This window comes from Lawsonibacter sp. JLR.KK007 (assembly GCF_036941135.1).
Lineage (GTDB): Bacteria > Bacillota > Clostridia > Oscillospirales > Oscillospiraceae > Lawsonibacter.
Genome location: NZ_JAYWSY010000002.1, coordinates 922,212 through 940,200, shown reverse-complemented (window position 1 = coordinate 940,200; position 17,989 = coordinate 922,212). Strand labels below are relative to the sequence as shown.

The following is a 17,989-nucleotide window of genomic DNA, read 5'->3' as shown; positions in this document are numbered from 1 at the left end:
TTTACCCGCACAGCGCCCGGAAAATGGTCTCCCGGAGACCCAGGCCTACGGCGTAATAGGCATAAGCTTCATAGCTGCTGCATTCCGTCAGGCGGCTGAGAAGCTGGTCGCAGAGCTCAAAGCCTATTTGCTCCCGGACCTGGGACAGAACCTGCTCATACGCTGTTTTGGCGGAATGATAGCCGGGAATGTCCTCACAGAGACAGACGACAGCGTGGGAAACGTCTTCATTTCCCCAGAACAGCTGGGCAAATAGTTCTTGCATAGTTGCCACTCCTCATCTACAATACATTCGCAGTTTGCGAATGCAATTATACATCTACAAATTGCGAATGTCAAGGGGCGAAGGGAAAGAAAATGAAATTTCATGAACGTATCCGGCTGCTGAGAAAAGAACGAGATTTGACGCAGAAAGAAGCCGCTGCTGAGCTGGGAATCGGCTTTCGGGCCTACCAGTGCTACGAGTTGCAGCAGCGGTCGCCTGATATGAAGGGCCTCATTGCCATCGCCGACTTCTTCGACGTCAGCCTGGACTATCTGGTGGGCCGTTCCGATGTGCGGGAGCGGCGGTGAAGGGGCGTCCGCAATGTAGGGGGGCCTGTGGCCGCCCCTACAGAGCGTGTCTGTTCTTGCAATCGCGATAAAATGTGCGGTAGGACACTCTCAAAATCCCTCTTGCATTGAGGGACGCCAATGTGTTATAATAACCTTGGCGAAAGCCAGAACTGATCATATATTCTACGATCCCACCGCAAAAAGCGGCCCTCCGGAAGAGATAGGAGCTCTCCGGAGGGCCGCTTTTGCAGGGTCAGGCTTTACTGTCCCTTCTGATGCCCGTCAAGCCATTTGCTCACGCAGTAGGAGACTACGTTCGCTGCGACGGACACGATAAAATGGATCATATATTCCAACTCACCCACCTCCTCCTGCTGCCGGTGTAGGTGGGGACAGCACCGCCATTATACCAAAATCCGACAAGTCCCGCAAGGCGTGTTGACGGATTCCTCCAAGGCTGATATACTAATCCTATTTTAAGGGAAAAGAGGGCGGAGCATGCCGTTTGACCGCGATTTATTTCTCCCCGTGACCCTGGACGACATGGCCCGCCGGGGCTGGGACTGGTATGACTTCCTGCTCATCACCGGGGACGCCTATGTGGACCACCCCTCCTTCGGCCCGGCTATCATCGGGCGGCTGCTGGAGGCGGAGGGCTATCGGGTGGCCGTGCTGGCCCAGCCGGACTGGAGATCGGCGGAGGCGTTCCGGCCTCTGGGCCGCCCCAGGCTGGGGGTGCTCATCGGGGCGGGGAACATCGACTCTATGGTGGCCCACTACACCGCCGCCAAAAAGCGCCGTCACGACGACGCCTACTCCCCCGGCCGCAGGGCGGGCCTGCGCCCCGACCATGCCACGGTGGTCTACTCCAACCGGGTGCGGGAAGCCTTTGGGGACATCCCCATTGTCATCGGCGGGCTGGAGGCATCTCTCCGCCGCTTCGCCCACTACGATTACTGGGAGAACAAGGTGCGCCGGTCCGTCCTCTTCGATGCCCAGGCGGACATCCTCACCTACGGCATGGGGGAGACGGCCACCCTGGAGATTGCTGCCCGGCTGGCCTCGGGCACCCCTGTGGGAGAAATTACCGACGTGCGGGGCACCTGTGTCATCGGCAAATACCCCGGCCTGTGCGCCTATCCCAGGGTGGAGGTCCCCTCCTTTGAGGAGGTGTCCGCCTCCAAAGCGGCCTACGCCCGGGCCAACATGGTGGAATACCAGGAGCACGACGCGGTGTCGGGCAGGGCCATCCTCCAGAAGCACGGGGACCGCTTTCTTGTGGTCAACCCCCCCGCCTTCCCCCTGACCACCCAGGAGATGGACCGGGTGGCGGAGCTGCCCTACGTCCGGGAGCCCCACCCTATGTACGGCGAGATGGGCGGCGTGCCCGCCATTGAGGAGGTCCGCTTTTCTGTCACCCACAACCGGGGGTGCTTCGGGGCCTGCAATTTCTGCTCCCTGGCCTTCCACCAGGGGCGGACCATCTCCTGCCGCAGCCACGACAGTGTCATCCGGGAGGTGAAGGCCCTCACCCAGCACCCCGGCTTCAAGGGCTACATCCATGACGTGGGCGGGCCGTCGGCCACCTTCCGCCGGCCCTCCTGCCAAAAGCAGCTGAAGAGCGGTATGTGCCGCAATCGGGCCTGTCTGGCTCCGGAACCCTGCCCCAATCTGGATGCGGACCACACCGATTATATGATGCTCCTGCGCAGGCTGCGGGACATCCCCAAGGTGAAAAAGGTGTTCATCCGCTCAGGCATCCGCTTTGACTACCTGATGAAGGACCCCAGCGGGGAGTTTTTCACCGATCTGGTCCAGCACCACATCTCGGGCCAGCTGAAGGTGGCCCCGGAGCACTGCGTAGCCCACACCCTGGACTACATGGGCAAGCCCCACATCGAGGTCTACGAGAAATTCCGGGAAAAATATTTCAAGCTGAACCGCCGCTACGGCAAGGAGCAGTATCTGGTGCCCTACCTGATCTCCTCCCACCCTGGCTGTACTCTGGAGGACGCGGTCCGGTTGGCGGAGTGGCTGAACAAGCAGGGCCACATGCCCGAGCAGGTCCAGGATTTCTACCCCACCCCCGGCACTCTGGCCACCTGCATGTGGTACACCGGCCTGGACCCCCGGACCATGAAGCCGGTGTTCGTCCCCAAAACACCCCACGACAAGGCCCTCCAGCGGGCGCTGATGCAGTGGCGCAAGCCTCAGAACCGGAAGCTGGTGCTGGAGGCGCTCCGCAAAACGGGCCGGGAGGACCTGATCGGCTACGGCAAGCACTGTCTGGTCAAGCCGGACCGAGGGGAACTGCCCGCCCAGCCAGCCCGCAGGGCGGACAGCGCTTCCAGAGGGGGAGCCCAGGGAGGGAAGCGGTCCCGCATCGATACCCGGACCCGGGTGGAGAAAAAGGAGGGCTCCTCCAAACCCGTTCGAAAGAAGGGCTGGGCGAAGCCGAAGAAGAAGCGGTAAAAGGGCCGGGACGGGCGTGCATGCCCGTCCCGGTTTGGTTAATAGCGCACCGCGCTGGAGTCAGGCTCCCAGCTGGGGGTGCCGCTGCTGTTGATGCCGGTGCCGCTGCCGGTGATCACGCCGCCAATGCCCCGGCCGATGTCGCCAATGGCGTCACCGGCGTCCCGGACGATGTCCCGGGCGTCCTGGGTCAGGTCACGGGAGACCATATCGCCGCCGTTGTTGTAGACCTGGCCGTTGGAGCCGGCGGTGTAATGGCCGTCGTCAAAATAGCTGCGGCCGTCATAATTGGTCTCGCCGCGGTAGCGCCGGCTGACCGTTCCGGCAGTGCCGCTGCCGCTTCCGGCGGTGCTGCCGGAGACGGTCCCGTTCTGACTGCCGGTACCGCCGTTGGTCTTGGGGTCACGATTGCTGCAGGCCGCCAGCGATCCCACCAGGGTGAGGGCCAGGGCCAGAGCCAGGATGTTTTTTTTCATCGATTTATCCTCCCGCTTGATTTTTCACGGAAGTCCCATCCGCGCTCTAGTATGTGCCGGTTTTTCCGGATTCACTCCGGGAATGAGCGGCCAATCTGGATTTTTTGACCGCTTTTGACGGAAAAAAGCCTGGAAGGCTTCCGCTTTTTTGGAAAAAACTTCGTCATAATCCCTTGCAATTTCTCCGGCAGTGTGGTATAGTAAGCAAAGAATGTAAGGTAGTATTGGTAAGAGTGGGGTCGCGGCTCCGCTCTTTTTGATTGAAAAAACCGGCGGTTCCCGGTTTTCAGGAGGGGTTCACATGGCAAAGGTGACCGACGCGGTGGCCGCGCTGGCGCTCCCGGTGGTGGAGCGCGCGGGCTGCGAGCTGTGGGATGTGGAATATGTGAAGGAGGCGGGAACCTGGTTCCTCCGCGTCTACATCGACAAGGAGGGGGGCGTTTCCATCGACGACTGTGAGGCGGTGTCCCGCCCCCTGTCCGACCTTCTGGATGAGGCCGACCCCATCGAGGGCAGCTACACCTTTGAGGTGTCCTCCGCCGGAGCGGACCGTCCGCTGAAAAAGCCGGAGCATTTTGCCCGGTTCCAGGGCGCGGAGGTGGAGGTGAAGCTCTACCGGCCCCGGGAGGGCCGCAAGGAGTTCGCAGGCCGGCTCGGACCCTGCTCGGACGGGCAGGTCGTCCTGGAGCTGGAGGGCGGCGAGGCTGTGTTCGCCCAGCAGGAGATCGCCCTGGTCCGGCTGCACCCCGTATTTTAATGGAAGAAACCATAGCTTCGCGATTGCAGGAGGAAGAGCATTGTGGCAAAAAGAGTGACAAAAAAAGCCGTTAACACCAACGAGATGGACGGCAAGGAGTTTTTTGAGGCGATCCATCAGATCGAGCAGGAGAAGGGCATCAAGCCCGGCTATATGATGGAGAAGGTGACCCAGGCCCTGCTGTCCGCCTACCGCCGGGACCACGAGGGGGTGGGGGACAACCTGTTTATCGAGGCCGACGAGTCCACCTATACCGTCCGCCTGTTTTTGAAGAAGGACATCGTGGAGGAGGTGGACAACCCCGCCACCGAAATCAGTCTGGATGAGGCCCGCCGCTCCCTGCCCCAGGCCGAGCTGGGCGACACGGTGCGCATGGAGGTGAAGGCCCGTTCCTTTGGCCGGATCGCGGCCCAGACCGCCCGGCAGGTCATCATCCAGGGCATCCGCGAGGCGGAGCAGGGGATGATCTACGATGAGTTTTCCACCAAGGAGCATGAGCTGCTCACCGGTACCATCACCCGCATCGATCCCCGCAACGGGGCGGTGTCCCTGCGGCTGCACTCCGGTTCCGAGTTTACCGACGCCTATCTGGGGGCCAGCGAGCAGGTGAAGGGGGAGCGGTACGCAGAGGGTCAGCGGCTGAAGGTGTACGTGGTGGAGGTCCGCAAGGCCACCAAGGGTCCCCAGGTCCTGATCTCCCGCACCCACCCCGGGCTGGTGAAGCGGCTGTTTGAGCTGGAGGTCCCCGAGGTGTACGACGGCACGGTGGAGATCCGCTCGGTGGCCCGGGAGGCCGGCTCCCGCACCAAGATGGCGGTCTGGGCCGACCAGCCCAACGTGGACGCCACCGGCGCCTGCATCGGCCCCCGGGGCCAGCGGGTGAACACCATTGTGGAGGAGCTGAAGGGGGAGAAGATCGATATCATCCCCTGGTCGGAGGACCCGCTGGAATACATTGCCGCCGCCCTGTCTCCCGCCGACGTGATCAGCGTTGAGGAGCTGCCCCCGGTGGGGGACGCCAAGAGCTGCCGTGTGGTGGTCCCGGACGACCAGCTGTCCCTGGCCATCGGCAAGGAGGGCCAGAACGCCCGCCTTGCCGCCAAGCTCACCGGCTATAAGATCGACATCAAGCCCGCATCCGCTCCCCTGGAGTCTCTGGAGGAGCTGGCCGCTACCCTGGAAGCTGAGGCGTCTGAGGCGGAGGCCGCCGCCCTGGAGGCAGGGGCGTCTGAGGCGGAGGAGGAGCCGCTTCCGGAGGAGGAGTCCGCCGGAGAGACGGCGGAGGAGTAAGAACAACCTCAAAAGGGAGGAAGAGCCTTGCCCAAGAAGATACCCATGCGCCAATGTGTTGGCTGCCGGGAGATGAAAGAGAAGAGAGCGCTCATCCGGCTGGTAAAACCGCCGGAGGGGCCGGTGTCCCTGGACTTTAAGGGCAAGCTGCCCGGCCGGGGGGCCTACGTGTGTCCCAACCCGGAGTGCCTGAAGCGGGCCCGGAAGAGCCGGGCCCTGGAACGGGCCTTTTCCTCTCTGATTATGGACGAAGTGTGGGAGGGACTGGAGGCGCAGATGAAGGAGGTGGAGTCCGATGGCAAATGATCCTGTTCTCCACTTGCTGGGGCTGGCCAAAAAGGCCGGGCGGCTGGAGCTTGGGGAGGAGCCGGTTGGGGCCGCCTGCCGGGCGCGCCAGGCGCGGCTGATCCTTCTGGCCGCAGACGCAGCCCCCAATACCCGCCGCCGGGCGGCTCACTTTGGCGAGGCGGGAGGGGTTCTGTGGCTGGAGACCCCCTTTGATAAAAGCCAGCTGGGTTTTGTACTGGGCCGGTCCTCCTGCGCCATGCTGGCCCTGACCGACGCGGGCTTTTCCGCTGCCGTGGTGGAGAAGCTGGCCGCCCAGGACCCGGAGCGGTACGGTCCCGCTGCCCAGCAGCTGCGGGCCAAGGCGGACCGGGTGCTCCAGAGGCAGAAGGAGCAACGGCAGCACGAGAAAAACCTCCGTCAGGGCAGGCGAAAACCGTGGGCCCCGCCGCCGCCCGAAGAGAAGGCGCCCCCGCCTAAGCGGGGCAAGCCCAGACCGTCCAAGGCGCACCGCCGCCCCAAGGACGGCCCAAGTCCTGAGCCGGGCCCCGGACGTTCCCCGAACGCCGCTGGCGGTCCCGGCGGACGCCGTCTCACCGGCAAGTTCCGTCACTCCTAAGAATCGAGGTGCATCCATCTATGCTGATAAAATATCCCGTCCATAAGCTGGCCAAGGATTTTTCCAAGAACGGAAAGGCGCTGCCTTCCAAGGAAATCATGGACATCCTGACCCAGTATGGCCATCCCCCCAAGAACCACATGCAGCCCCTCACCGATGAGGAGCTGTCCATCGTGTTTGAGTACCTGACCCAGCACAACCAGATCGACTCCATTGAGTCGGTGTATGCGGACGTCTACCACGAGCCCGAGGCACCCAAAAAGGAGGCGCCTAAGGCGGAGCCCAAGCCCGCTCCCAAGGGGGAGCGGAAGGACCGTCCCGCCCCTCCCAAGCAGCAGGGCCAGTCCAAACCCGCGTCCCAGGGCGGCCAGCAGCCGAACCAGGCCAAGCAGCCGGTCCAGCAGCCCGTCTCCAAGGTGCCCCAGAAGAAGGTGGTGGACACCCGAGGCGGCCCGGCGGTCAACCTGGAGAAGTACGACGAGCGGCTGGAGAATTTCACCGACCAGCGCCGCCAGGACATGCGGGGCGGCAAGCAGAAGCTGCCCAAGCAGAACCAGCGGGGCCGCCAGCAGGGCGGACGGGGCCAGTCCTTTGGCAACAAGCGCCGCCAGGAGGAGCAGGACCGTATGCGCCGCCTCCAGCTGGAGATCGCCAAAAAGGCCCCCACCAAGGTGCTCATCCCCGACGAGATCGGCGTGGGCGAGCTGGCCTCCCGCATGAAGAAGACCGGGGCCGAGGTGGTCAAGTGCCTGATCAAGAACGGCGTGATGGCCTCCCTCAGCGACATCATCGACTTCGACACCGCCGCCATCATTGCCGAGGAGATGGGCTGCAAGGTGGAGAAGGAGGTCATCGTCACCATTGAGGAGCGCCTGATCGATACCGCAGAGGATAAGGAGGAGGACCTGGTGAGCCGTGCCCCTGTGGTGGTGGTCATGGGCCACGTGGACCACGGAAAGACCTCCCTGCTGGACTATATCCGGGACGCCAACGTGGTGTCCGGCGAGGCGGGCGGCATCACCCAGCACATCGGCGCCTATCAGGTGCAGGTGAAGGACCATACCGTCACCTTCCTGGACACCCCCGGCCACGAGGCTTTTACCGCCATGCGCGCCCGGGGCGCTATGATCACCGACGTGGCCATCCTGGTGGTGGCGGCGGACGACGGCATTATGCCCCAGACCGTGGAGTCCATCAACCACGCCAAGGCGGCTGACATCCCCATTATCGTAGCCATCAACAAGATGGATAAGCCCACCGCCAACCCGGACCGCATCATGCAGCAGCTCACCGAGTATGAGCTGGTTCCCGAGGAGTGGGGCGGCGAGACCATCGTGTGCCCCATCTCCGCCAAGACGGGCATGGGCATCGACAATCTGCTGGACATGGTGGTCCTCACCGCCGAGGTCCAGGAGCTGAAGGCCAACCCCAACCGCTCCGCCCACGGCGCGGTGATCGAGGCCCGGCTGGACAAGGGCCGGGGCCCGGTGGCCACCCTGCTGGTGCAGAACGGCACCCTGAAGCAGGGCGATGTGATCATCGCCGGCACCGCCGTAGGCCGTGTCCGGGCCATGACGGACGCCCGGGGCCGGAAGCTCACCGAGGCGGGTCCCTCCGTGCCGGTGGAGATCATCGGTATGGGCGAGGTCCCCGGCGCTGGGGACGACTTCCACGCTGTGGCCGATGAGCGCATGGCCCGGGAGCTGGTGGAGCAGCGGAAGCATGAGCAGAAGTCCGCGATCCACAGCTCGGTGGGCAAGGTCACCCTGGAGGACCTGTTCAGCCAGATCCAAGCGGGCGAGATGAAGAATCTGAATGTTATTGTTAAGGCGGACGTTCAGGGTTCCGCCGAGGCCGTGAAGGCTTCGCTGGAGAAGTTGACCAACGAGGAGGTCCGGGTGCGGGTGATCCACTGCGCCGTGGGCGCCATCAGCGAGAACGACGTGATGCTGGCCGCCACCTCCGGAGCCATCATTGTGGGCTTTAACGTCCGCCCGGACAACAACGCCAAGGACAACGCCGCCCGGATGGGCGTGGATATGCGGATGTACCGGGTTATTTACGACGCCATCAACGAGATCGAGGCCGCCATGAAGGGCATGCTGGCCCCCAAGTTCAAGGAGGTGGACCTGGGCCGGGCGGAGGTCCGGAACGTGTTCCGCATTACCGGCGTGGGCATGGTGGCGGGTTGCTATGTGCTGGACGGCAAGATGCAGCGGGGCGCTCAGATGCGCCTGCTGCGGGACAACATCGTCATCTACGACGGGGCAATCGCCTCCCTCCAGCGGTTCAAGGACAGCGTGAAGGAGGTCGCCTCCGGCTATGAGTGCGGCATCACCTTCGAGAAGTTCCAGGACATCAAGGAGGGCGACGTCATCGAGGCCTTCCTCATGGAGCAGATTGAGGTATAAGTTCACCAACGGGGCGGGCGTTTTCGCCCGTCCCGCTTTGCTTACCGCTCCAGCGCCTGGGCGATGTCCTGGCGTAAGCCCAGGCCAATGGTGTAATAAGCGCGCAGTTCATATCGGGTGTGGCGGGCAATTTGTGTGCATAAACGGTCGCATAGCTCAAAACCCAATGCGGATTTGAGGGTTTCTATGGCCTCCAGACATTGCTGCTGGGCTTCCGAATAGCCAGGGAAGCTCTTGCACAGCTGCTTCGCGGCGATGTGAATGTCTTCGTTGTCCCAGATTACTTCAGCAAGCAGGTCTTGCATTTTGATCACTCCTGTGCAATAATAAAATGCGTGAATGATTCACGTCTTTATTATATACGCGAATTATTCACGCGTCAATAGGTCGGAGGAAAAATGTCAAATTTTGCTCTGCGCATGAAAGAACTGCGAAAAGAGAAAAAACTAAAACAGCAGGAATTAGCGGACGAATTCTCTGTTAAGCTGCGTACCTATCAGGGGTACGAGTACGGGGAATCTTACCCGGAGGTAGCAAAACTGTTAGCTATCGCTGATTTTTTCGACGTCAGCCTGGACTATCTCATGGGCCGCTCCGACGTGCGGGAGCGGCAGTAAAACGATTCAAAGGAGAACGATATGGCAAGCAATCGAATCGGACGCATCAACGAGGAGGTCCAGCGGGAGCTGGCCGCCCTCATTCCTACGGTAAAGGACCCCCGGGTGACGGGGCTGATCTCGGTCACCGGAGTGGACGTGACCCCGGACCTGAAGTTCGCCAAGGTCTACATCTCGGTGTTGGAGAAAAGCGGCAGCGAGCAGGTGCTGAAAGGGCTGAAGTCCGCCGCCGGTTATCTCCGCCGGGAGCTGGGCCGGGCGCTGAACCTGCGCAGCACACCGGAACTCGACTTCCTCCAGGACGATTCCATGGCCAAAGGGGCTCATATTTTGGAGATGCTGCGGAATCCGGAGGTGGTCAAGCCGGCCAATCCGGCCAACGAACACATCATCTTAGATGAGGAGGACTGATCCTATGACACCGCAAGAGGCGGCCGCCTTTCTGACGGCCCACGACGGCTATCTGATCCTGACCCACGTGCGTCCCGACGGCGACACCATCGGCTGCGCCGCCGGACTGTGCCGGGCGCTGCGTCAGGCCGGGAAAACAGCCTATCTGTTGGAAAATCCGGAGCTGACCAGCCTGTTTACCGATTATGTGGAAGGGTTGACAGCCGGGAAGGACTTTGTCCCCCAAACGGTGGTTTCGGTTGACATCGCATCCCGGTCTCTGTTCCCGGAGAACGCAAAGCCCTACCTGGACCGGGTGGACCTGGCCATCGACCACCACCTCTCCCAGGAGTTCTTTGCCAAGGCCACCTGCCTGGACAGCGAGCGGGCGGCCTGCGGCCAGGTGGTGTACGATATCGTGAAGCAGTTCACGGACGTCACCCCGGAGATCGGTGAGGCTCTTTACGTGGCGGTCTCTACCGACTGCGGCTGCTTTCAGTACAGCAACACCGACGCGGACGTCCACCGGGTGGCCGCCGCGCTGATGGAGAGCGGCTTCGATCCTTACCCCGTCAACCGCCGCCATTTCCGGACGAAGACCTTCAAGCGGCTGCAGCTGGAGAGTCGGATCGTTGAGGGGATGGAGCTGCGGGACGGCGGCGCAACTGCCATTGTGCAGCTCACCCGGGCGCTCATCGACGAGATAGGGGCCGACGAGGGGGATATGGATAATATTTCCGCCTTTTCAGGGCAGATTGAGGGGGTCCGCACCGGCGTTACCCTGAAGGAGACCACCGATGGCCACGTAAAGATCTCCGTGCGCACCGATCCCGGCGATTTGAACGCCAGCGCCGTCTGCGCCCTGGTGGGCGGCGGCGGCCATGCCGCCGCCGCCGGGGCCATGATGGAGGGGACCATGGAGACGGTCCGGCAGGCCGTCATCGATGCGATCAAGCAGGTGCGCAATGGCTAACGGAATCCTTGTGATTGACAAGCCCGCCGGGTGGACCTCCATGGACGTATGCGCCAAGCTGCGGGGCGTTTTCCACGAGAAGCGGGTGGGCCACGGCGGTACCCTGGACCCCATGGCTACCGGCGTACTGCCCATCTTTATCGGCCGGGCCACCCGGGCGGTGGAGTTTACGGAGAAGTATGACAAGGAATATATTGCAGAATTAAAACTGGGTGTGATCACCAACACCCAGGATATCACCGGCGAAGTTTTGGAGGTTCGTCCCGTCCAGGCCAGCCGGGAGAGGCTGGAAGAGGTCCTGGAGCAGTTCCGGGGAGATATTATGCAGCTTCCTCCCATGTACTCCGCCATCAAGATCAACGGCAAGAAGCTCTACGAGCTGGCCCGCAAGGGCCGTGAAGTAGAACGCCCTGCCAGGCCGGTGACCATAAAGGCCCTGGAACTGCTGGACCAGCAGGGGGAAGACCTTTACACCATCCGGGTGCGCTGCACCAAGGGCACCTACATCCGTACCCTCTGCCACGACATCGGTCAGGCCCTGGGCTGCGGAGGGTGCATGTCCTCCCTGCGCCGTACAGAGACGGCGGGCTTCACCTTAGAACCGGACTGCCTGGATGGCGCCTATACGATGGATCAGGTTCTGGCTGCGGAACACCCGGAGGAGCTTCTCCTGCCGGTGGACTATGCCTTCCGGGACCTGCCTGCGCTGGTCATCCAGGGGCGGCCGGTGGTCCTGGCGAGGAACGGCGCGCCCTTTCCCGCCAAGGCTCCCCAAGGCTGTAGGAACACCTGGCACGACGGCGGGCTCTGCCGGATCTACGATGGTCCGCGCAATGAATTTCTGGCGGTGGGCCGGTATGTGGGCCAGGAGATCAAAATCGTCAAGAGCTTTTTTGAGGTGTAATAGCCGATGGAAAAACAACAAAGAGTGATCGCCCTGGGCTTTTTTGACGGAGTACACCTGGGCCACGGGGCGCTGCTGCAGGCGGTGAAGGAGAAGGCGGACCGGCTGGGAGCTGTACCTACGGCCTTTACCTTCGACAAGAGCCCCACCGCCGTCATCACCGGGCAGGCGGTCCCGCTTTTGAGCACGGTGGAGGACCGCATCCTCCTCATGCGGCAGTGCTACGGGATGCGGGAGGTGGTGGTGGCCCCCTTCGACGCCATGCAGCGCATGGACTGGGAGGAGTTTATTGTCCGCTACCTGGTGGAGACCCTGGGGGTGGTCCACGTAGTGGCCGGCCATGACTTCCACTTTGGCTACATGGGGAAGGGCAGCCCGGAGCGGCTGAAGGCCAAGTGTACGGAGCTGGGGGTGGGCTGCGACATCATCCAGAAGGTGGAACGGGACAGCATTACCGTCTCCTCCACCTACATCCGGACCCTGGTGGCCCAGGGGGAGATGGAGCGGGCCGTCCAGTTTCTGGGCCACCCCCATATCCTCACCCAGCAGGTGGGCCACGGAAAGGGGATCGGCCGCTCCTCCCTGGGGTTCCCCACCGTCAATCTGCGCGTGCCCGAGGGGGTCATCGTCCCCGCCTTTGGCGTCTACGCCACAAGGATATGGTTTGACGGCCAGAGCCGTCCCGCTGTCACAAACGTGGGAGTCCGCCCCACGGTGGCGGACAACGACGGACGGGTGACGGTGGAGGGCTTTATCCTGGATTTTGACGGCGACCTCTATGGCCGGCAGGTGCGCATGGAGTTCCATAAGCGCCTGCGGGGGGAGCGGAAGTTCCCCTCCATGGAGGCCCTGGCCGAGGAGATCCGCAGCAACGCCCGGCAGGCCCGGGCCTATTTCGGAGGGTGAGGGCCAATGGGAGTATTTCACCTTTTGCACCATGAGCACCAGGCGCGATACGATAAGATGTTCCCCTACCTGTGGGCCTACGTCATACTGCTGGCGATGGCCGGCTTTGTGATGGACACCCCGGCCAGCATCCTCCGGGGGCTTTACACCATCATCATCACGGAGGACGCCCTGATCACTGACTACGTCCTGGTGGCGGGGCCTGGGGCGGCGCTGGTGAACTCCTCCATCGTCACCGCAATCAGCGTCATCCTGCTCTACGCCGCCCGGGATACCCTCAACGGCATGACGCTGGTGGAGATGGGCCTGATGTCCGGCTTTTCCCTCTTTGGAAAAAATTTTGTCAACATCTGGCCGATCCTGGCCGGGACCTGGCTGTACACCAGGGTGCGCCGGGAGAAGCTGGCGGGCAACATCGGCATCGGCCTGATGGCCACCGCGCTGGCCCCCATCGTCAGCTACATCGCCCTGGATAACGGCTGGGGCGGTCCCGTCCAGGGGGTGCTGGTGGGCGTGGCCATCGGCTTTGTCATGCCGCCGCTGGCCACCTACACATACCGCATCCAAAACGGCATGAATCTGTACAACGTGGGCTTCGCCTGCGGGCTGGTGGCGCTGATCTGCGTGCCGCTGATGGCCTCCCTGGGGGCGGACCCCACCACCCATTACCGCTGGGCCAAGGGCTATGAGGTGCCATTCGGGCTGTACCTGGGAGTGCTGTGCGTGCTGCTGATCCTGGGCGGACTGTTTTGGGCCAAACGTCCGGTGTGGGCGGCCTGGGCGGGCTACCGCCGCCTGCTCCAGACCAGCGGACGGGCTCCCAGCGACTACCTGCGTATGTTCGGCCCTGCCCCAGTGTGTATCAACATCGGGGTGAACGGTCTGATCGGGATGTCCTTCCTTCTCCTCACCGGCGGCGACCTGAATGGTCCCACCGTAGGGGGTATCCTCACCATCATGGGCTTTTCCGCCTTCGGCAAGCACGCATTCAACATCCTGCCGGTGATGGGCGGAGTGGCCCTGGGCAGCCTGGTGATGGACTGGTCCCTCACCGATTCCGCCGTTCAGCTGGCCTGCCTGTTCTGCACCACGCTGGCTCCGGTGGCGGGGTATTTTGGATGGGGCTACGGCGTTCTGGCCGGCTTCCTCCATTCGTCGGTGGTGCTGTATACCGGCTCACCCGTGGCGGGGATGAACCTGTACAACAACGGCTTCTCCGGCGGGCTGATTGCGATTGTGCTCTACCCCACCATCATGGCCATCGCCCGCCACCGCAGACCGGTGCTCCAGGAGGAGGACTACTTCGACCAGCTGGAGGGCGACCGTCCCGTTATGCCCCCCGAGCCCAAGGAACTCAAGGAAGAGGAATAAAGGAACGGCCCCCGCAGGGGCCGTTCCTTTTCTGTTATCCCTGGTTCTGTGCCTCCACCAGCCGGACGCCGCAGTAGATTTCCCGCAGCTTGGGTTTTTCGATCTTGCCGGTGGGATTGCGGGGGACGTCAGCGAAGATGATTTTCCGGGGCCGTTTGTACCGGGGGAGGTCCATGCAGAATTGGTTGATCTCGCTCTCCGTACAGGTCATGCCCTCCTTGATCTGGATGATAGCGGCGGCGATCTCACCCAGCCGCTTGTCGGGCAGGCCAATGACGGCCACGTCATGGACCTTGGGGTAGGCGGTGAGGAAATCCTCAATCTGCACCGGGTACAGGTTTTCGCCGCCGGAGATGATCACGTCCTTCTTCCGGTCCACCAGGAAGACAAAGCCGTCCTCATCCTGGCGGGCCATGTCGCCGGTGTGGAGCCAGCCGTTTTCCAGCACCTCGGCGGTGGCCTCCGGGTTGTGGTAGTAGCACACCATCACGCCGGGACCCTTGACGCACAGCTCGCCCACATCGCCCTGCCGGACGGGGACGTTTTGTTCGTCCACGATCTTCAGCTTCCAGCCGTAGCCGGGCACGCCGATGGCCCCCACCTTATGGACATTCTCCACCCCAAGATGGACGCAGCCCGGGCCGGTGGACTCGGACAGGCCGTAGTTGGTGTCGTACTTGTGGTGGGGGAAGTAGGTCAGCCAGTGCTTGATGAGGGAGGGGGGCACCGGCTGGGCGCCGATGTGCATCAGCCGCCACTGGGACAGCTGAAAATCCTCGATTTTCAGCTCGCCCCGGTCCAGAGCGGCCAAAATATCCTGAGCCCAGGGCACCAGCAGCCAGACAATGGTGCACCGCTCCTGGCTGGCTGCCTGGAAGATGGCGGAGGGGGAGTTCCCCTTCAGCAACACGGCCCGGCTGCCGGTGAACAGGGAGCCGAACCAGTGCATCTTCGCGCCGGTGTGGTACAGGGGCGGGATGCACAAAAAGACGTCCTCGTGGGTGGTCTCGTGGTGGATGGCCTCCATGCGGGCGGACTGCATCAAGGCGGTGTGCTTCAGCAGGATGGCCTTGGGGAAGCCGGTGGTGCCGGAGGAGTAGTAGATCGCGCCGTCGTCCTCGTCATCCACCAGCACCTTGGGGGCGCGGCTGGAGCAGTTGGCGGTGGCCCGCAGATACTCCTCCGCGAAGGGGGGGCAGTGCTCGCCCACAAAAAACAGCAGCATCTGCTTGGAAATTTTAGGTACGATGGCCTCCATGCGGCCGGTGAACTCCGGGCCGAAGAACAGCACGTCAGCGTCCGCCAGCTTGAGGCAGTATTCGATCTCGTCCGAGGTATAGCGGAAGTTCAGGGGGACGGCGACAGCCCCGGTTTTCAGGATTCCAAAGTAGATGGGCAGCCACTCCAGGCAGTTCATCATCAGGATGGCCACCTTCTGTCCCTTGCGGATGCCCCGCTCCAGCAGCATGTTGGCTGCCCGGTTGGCCTTTTCGTCAAAGACAGACCAGGTGATCTCCCGGCGGTAGGGGGCGTCGCCGGTGGGCTGGATCAGCTCATACTCCTTCCAGGTCACCCGCTGCTCCTCCCGGACCTCCGGGTTGATCTCCACCAGGGCGGTCTCATCGCCGTAGAGCTTGCTGTTGCGCTCCAGCAGATCGGTGATAGGCATTGCGTTCGTTCCTTTCTGAAACGGATCGGTTCCGTATGACTTCATTGATTTTAACCGCTAAAGCATTGTAGCGCATATTTTCCATCCTGTCAAGAAAATTCCCGAAAACCCATAAATTTTAACCGGTCCGCTCTTTACTTCCATACTTTCCTGTGCTAAACTTTATAGGAGTAAATTTCGCGCCGGAACATCGTTTGAAAAGGAGTGTTATCCAATGGCGAAAGGGGAAAAGAGAGCGCGGAGCATGGCCCTGTACGAGACCATCCTGAAGCTGAAGGACCTGGACGAGTGCTGCCGGTTCTTCGACGATCTGTGTACCCCCACGGAGCTGCGCTCGCTGGAGCAGCGGTTTGATGTGGCTGTGTATCTGCAGCAGGGACTGGTCTATTTGGACATCCTGGACAAAACAGGCGCAAGCAGCGCCACCATCAGCCGGGTGCGCCGGTCCATGCTGGACAACGGCGCGGGCGGCGTCATGCAGGAGGTCATCGCCCGGGAGGGTCTCCACGAGGGCGGCAAGAAAACGAAGGATAGTGAGGGAAAATAAGATGAAACAATTGATGTTGGGCAACGCTGCCGTTGCCCGGGGCCTGTATGAGGCGGGGTGCTGCGTGGTCTCCAGCTACCCCGGTACCCCCAGCACCGAAATCACCGAGGAGGCCGCCAAGTACGATGCGGTGTACTGCGAGTGGGCCCCCAACGAGAAGGTGGCCATGGAGACGGCCTTCGGCGCCTGCCTGGCGGGGAAGCGGTCCTTCTGCGCCATGAAGCACGTGGGTCTGAACGTGGCCGCCGACCCCCTGTTCACCATGAGCTACACCGGAGTCCGCGCCGGCATGGTCATCGGCGTGGCCGACGACGCCGGGATGCACTCCTCCCAAAACGAGCAGGACTCCCGGCACTACGCCCGGGCCGCCAAGGTCCCCATGCTGGAGCCCTCTGACTCCGCCGAGGCCCTGGAGTATGCCAAGCTGGCCTATGAGCTGTCTGAGCAGTTTGACACCCCGGTGCTGCTGAAAATGTGTACCCGCATTGCCCACTCCCAGTCCCTGGTGGAGACCTCCCCACGGACGGAACCGGCGGTCAGGCCCTATGAGAAGGACAGTGCAAAATATGTCATGATGCCCGGCAACGCCATCCGCCGCCACCCCCTGGTGGAGGAGCGCACCCGCAGGCTCCAGCAGTGGGCGGAGACCGCCCCCATCAACCGGGTGGAGCCGGGCTCGGACCACAAGATCGGCATCATTACCTCGTCCACCTCCTACCAGTACGTCAAGGAGGTCTGCGGCGATACATACCCCGTTTTGAAGCTGGGCATGATCTGGCCTCTGCCGGATCAGAAGCTGATCAACTTCGCCAAATCCGTGGAGGAGCTGGTGGTGGTGGAGGAGCTGGACCCCTTCGTCACGGATTACTGCTGCCGGCTGGGCCTGGCCATCTCTGGGGAGTACGACTTCCCCCGGCTGGGCGAGCTGAGTCAGAACATCGTGTCCGACCGGCTGACCCACACCTTCCCCATAGGCAGGAGCCTGGAGGACCCCATCCCGCCCCGGCCCCCCGTCATGTGCGCCGGCTGTCCCCACCGGGGCCTGTTCTACACCCTGAGCAAGAACAAGGTCACCGTTCTGGGGGACATCGGCTGCTACACCCTGGGGGCGGTGGCCCCTCTGGCCGCCATGGACATGACCTTGTGCATGGGGGCGTCCATCTCCGCCATTCATGGCTTCAACAAGGCCCTGGGGGCGGAAGCCGAGGGCAAAACGGTGGCGGTCATTGGCGACTCCACCTTTATGCACTCGGGCATGACCGGCCTGGCGAATATCGCCTACAACCAGTCCAACTCCACCGTGATTATTCTAGACAACTCCATCACCGGCATGACCGGCCACCAGCAGAACCCCACGACTGGCTACAACATCAAGGGCGACCCCGCCGGGAAGATCGACCTGGAGGCCCTGTGCAAGGCAATGGGCTTTACACGGGTCCGGGTGGTGGACCCTTACGATCTGAAGGCCTGCGACGCCGTCCTGAAGGAGGAGCTGGCCGCCAACCAGCCCTCGGTCATCATCAGCCGCCGCCCCTGCGCCCTGCTGAAGTACGTCAAGCACGAGGCGCCCCTGAAGGTGGATATCGTCAAGTGCGTGGGCTGCCGCAGCTGCATGAAGATCGGCTGTCCCGCCATCTCCATCAGGGAGGGCAAGGCCCATGTGGACAATACCCTGTGCGTGGGCTGCGGCGTGTGTGAGCAGCTGTGCCCGGTGCAGGCGTTCCAGAGCACCAAAAAGGAGGGCTGA

At 62.5% G+C, this 17,989-nt stretch carries 19 protein-coding genes; 15 read left to right on the top strand and 4 right to left on the bottom strand.

The features are described from left to right. Position 1: 1 nt before the first annotated feature. Entirely contained in the window at positions 2–265 is a 264-nt protein-coding gene (locus tag VV088_RS14540; RefSeq protein ID WP_334601412.1) for a hypothetical protein, read from the bottom strand. 92 nt (positions 266–357) lie between these two features. Here VV088_RS14540 and VV088_RS14535 point away from each other — a divergent pair, with 92 nt between their 5' ends. Next, positions 358–573 (top strand): helix-turn-helix domain-containing protein, encoded by a 216-nt coding sequence (locus VV088_RS14535; protein WP_334601410.1) that lies wholly within the window; start codon positions 358–360, stop codon positions 571–573. A gap of 480 nt (positions 574–1,053) precedes the next feature. After that, positions 1,054–3,027: a YgiQ family radical SAM protein gene (locus VV088_RS14530; RefSeq protein WP_334601409.1), complete on the top strand. Its 1,974-nt coding sequence runs from the start codon at positions 1,054–1,056 to the stop codon at positions 3,025–3,027. Positions 3,028–3,065: 38 nt separating this feature from the next. Here VV088_RS14530 and VV088_RS14525 read toward each other — a convergent pair whose 3' ends face one another. Further along, entirely contained in the window at positions 3,066–3,503 is a 438-nt protein-coding gene (locus VV088_RS14525; RefSeq protein ID WP_334601408.1) for a hypothetical protein, read from the bottom strand. Between the two features lie 301 nt (positions 3,504–3,804). On the opposite strand from VV088_RS14525, the gene rimP reads away from it, so the two are divergent. The 5 genes from rimP to infB all read left to right on the top strand — a co-directional run bounded on the left by rimP (position 3,805) and on the right by infB (position 8,865). Beyond that, positions 3,805–4,260, top strand: a complete 456-nt coding sequence (gene rimP, locus VV088_RS14520) for a ribosome maturation factor RimP (protein WP_334601407.1) — start codon at positions 3,805–3,807, stop codon at positions 4,258–4,260. 84 nt (positions 4,261–4,344) lie between these two features. Then, positions 4,345–5,550 (top strand): transcription termination factor NusA, encoded by a 1,206-nt coding sequence (gene nusA, locus VV088_RS14515; protein ID WP_442913178.1) that lies wholly within the window; start codon positions 4,345–4,347, stop codon positions 5,548–5,550. Between the two features lie 27 nt (positions 5,551–5,577). Then, positions 5,578–5,856 carry an RNase P modulator RnpM gene (gene rnpM / locus VV088_RS14510; RefSeq protein ID WP_334601405.1) on the top strand — a complete coding sequence of 93 codons (279 nt, stop codon included), beginning with the start codon at positions 5,578–5,580 and terminating at the stop codon, positions 5,854–5,856. Continuing rightward, entirely contained in the window at positions 5,846–6,454 is a 609-nt protein-coding gene (locus VV088_RS14505; protein ID WP_334601404.1) for a L7Ae/L30e/S12e/Gadd45 family ribosomal protein, read from the top strand. Before rnpM ends, VV088_RS14505 begins: the two co-directional genes overlap by 11 nt. A gap of 20 nt (positions 6,455–6,474) precedes the next feature. Further along, positions 6,475–8,865: a translation initiation factor IF-2 gene (gene infB / locus VV088_RS14500; RefSeq protein WP_334601403.1), complete on the top strand. Its 2,391-nt coding sequence runs from the start codon at positions 6,475–6,477 to the stop codon at positions 8,863–8,865. 41 nt (positions 8,866–8,906) lie between these two features. Here the strand turns inward: infB and VV088_RS14495 are convergent, their stop codons facing one another. Next, a complete protein-coding gene (locus VV088_RS14495; RefSeq protein ID WP_334601402.1) occupies positions 8,907–9,170 on the bottom strand; it encodes a hypothetical protein in 264 nt (87 codons plus the stop codon). A 93-nt stretch (positions 9,171–9,263) separates the two neighbouring features. Between VV088_RS14495 and VV088_RS14490 the strand changes: the two genes are divergently transcribed. Genes VV088_RS14490 through VV088_RS14465 form a run of 6 tightly spaced genes read left to right on the top strand, consistent with a single transcriptional unit; the run spans position 9,264 to position 14,026 of the window. After that, positions 9,264–9,482: a helix-turn-helix domain-containing protein gene (locus VV088_RS14490; RefSeq protein ID WP_334601401.1), complete on the top strand. Its 219-nt coding sequence runs from the start codon at positions 9,264–9,266 to the stop codon at positions 9,480–9,482. Between the two features lie 21 nt (positions 9,483–9,503). After that, positions 9,504–9,893 (top strand): 30S ribosome-binding factor RbfA, encoded by a 390-nt coding sequence (gene rbfA / locus VV088_RS14485; RefSeq protein WP_334601400.1) that lies wholly within the window; start codon positions 9,504–9,506, stop codon positions 9,891–9,893. Positions 9,894–9,897: 4 nt separating this feature from the next. Continuing rightward, complete coding sequence (locus VV088_RS14480) at positions 9,898–10,845, top strand: DHH family phosphoesterase (protein ID WP_334601399.1); 948 nt, start codon at positions 9,898–9,900, stop codon at positions 10,843–10,845. Continuing rightward, positions 10,838–11,749 (top strand): tRNA pseudouridine(55) synthase TruB, encoded by a 912-nt coding sequence (truB, locus tag VV088_RS14475; RefSeq protein ID WP_334601398.1) that lies wholly within the window; start codon positions 10,838–10,840, stop codon positions 11,747–11,749. The genes VV088_RS14480 and truB overlap by 8 nt, the downstream gene beginning before the upstream one ends. A gap of 6 nt (positions 11,750–11,755) precedes the next feature. Continuing rightward, the gene (gene ribF, locus VV088_RS14470) at positions 11,756–12,655 is read left to right on the top strand and encodes a riboflavin biosynthesis protein RibF (protein ID WP_334601397.1); all 900 of its coding nucleotides are present in this window, start codon (positions 11,756–11,758) and stop codon (positions 12,653–12,655) included. A 6-nt stretch (positions 12,656–12,661) separates the two neighbouring features. Next, entirely contained in the window at positions 12,662–14,026 is a 1,365-nt protein-coding gene (locus tag VV088_RS14465; protein ID WP_334601396.1) for a DUF1576 domain-containing protein, read from the top strand. A 34-nt stretch (positions 14,027–14,060) separates the two neighbouring features. Here VV088_RS14465 and VV088_RS14460 read toward each other — a convergent pair whose 3' ends face one another. Further along, positions 14,061–15,695 carry a class I adenylate-forming enzyme family protein gene (locus tag VV088_RS14460; RefSeq protein ID WP_334601395.1) on the bottom strand — a complete coding sequence of 545 codons (1,635 nt, stop codon included), beginning with the start codon at positions 15,693–15,695 and terminating at the stop codon, positions 14,061–14,063. Positions 15,696–15,909: 214 nt separating this feature from the next. On the opposite strand from VV088_RS14460, the gene VV088_RS14455 reads away from it, so the two are divergent. Both VV088_RS14455 and iorA read left to right on the top strand, forming a co-directional pair. Beyond that, positions 15,910–16,242, top strand: a complete 333-nt coding sequence (locus VV088_RS14455; RefSeq protein ID WP_334601394.1) for a YerC/YecD family TrpR-related protein — start codon at positions 15,910–15,912, stop codon at positions 16,240–16,242. Between the two features lies 1 nt (position 16,243). Next, positions 16,244–17,989, top strand: a complete 1,746-nt coding sequence (gene iorA / locus VV088_RS14450) for an indolepyruvate ferredoxin oxidoreductase subunit alpha (protein WP_334601393.1) — start codon at positions 16,244–16,246, stop codon at positions 17,987–17,989.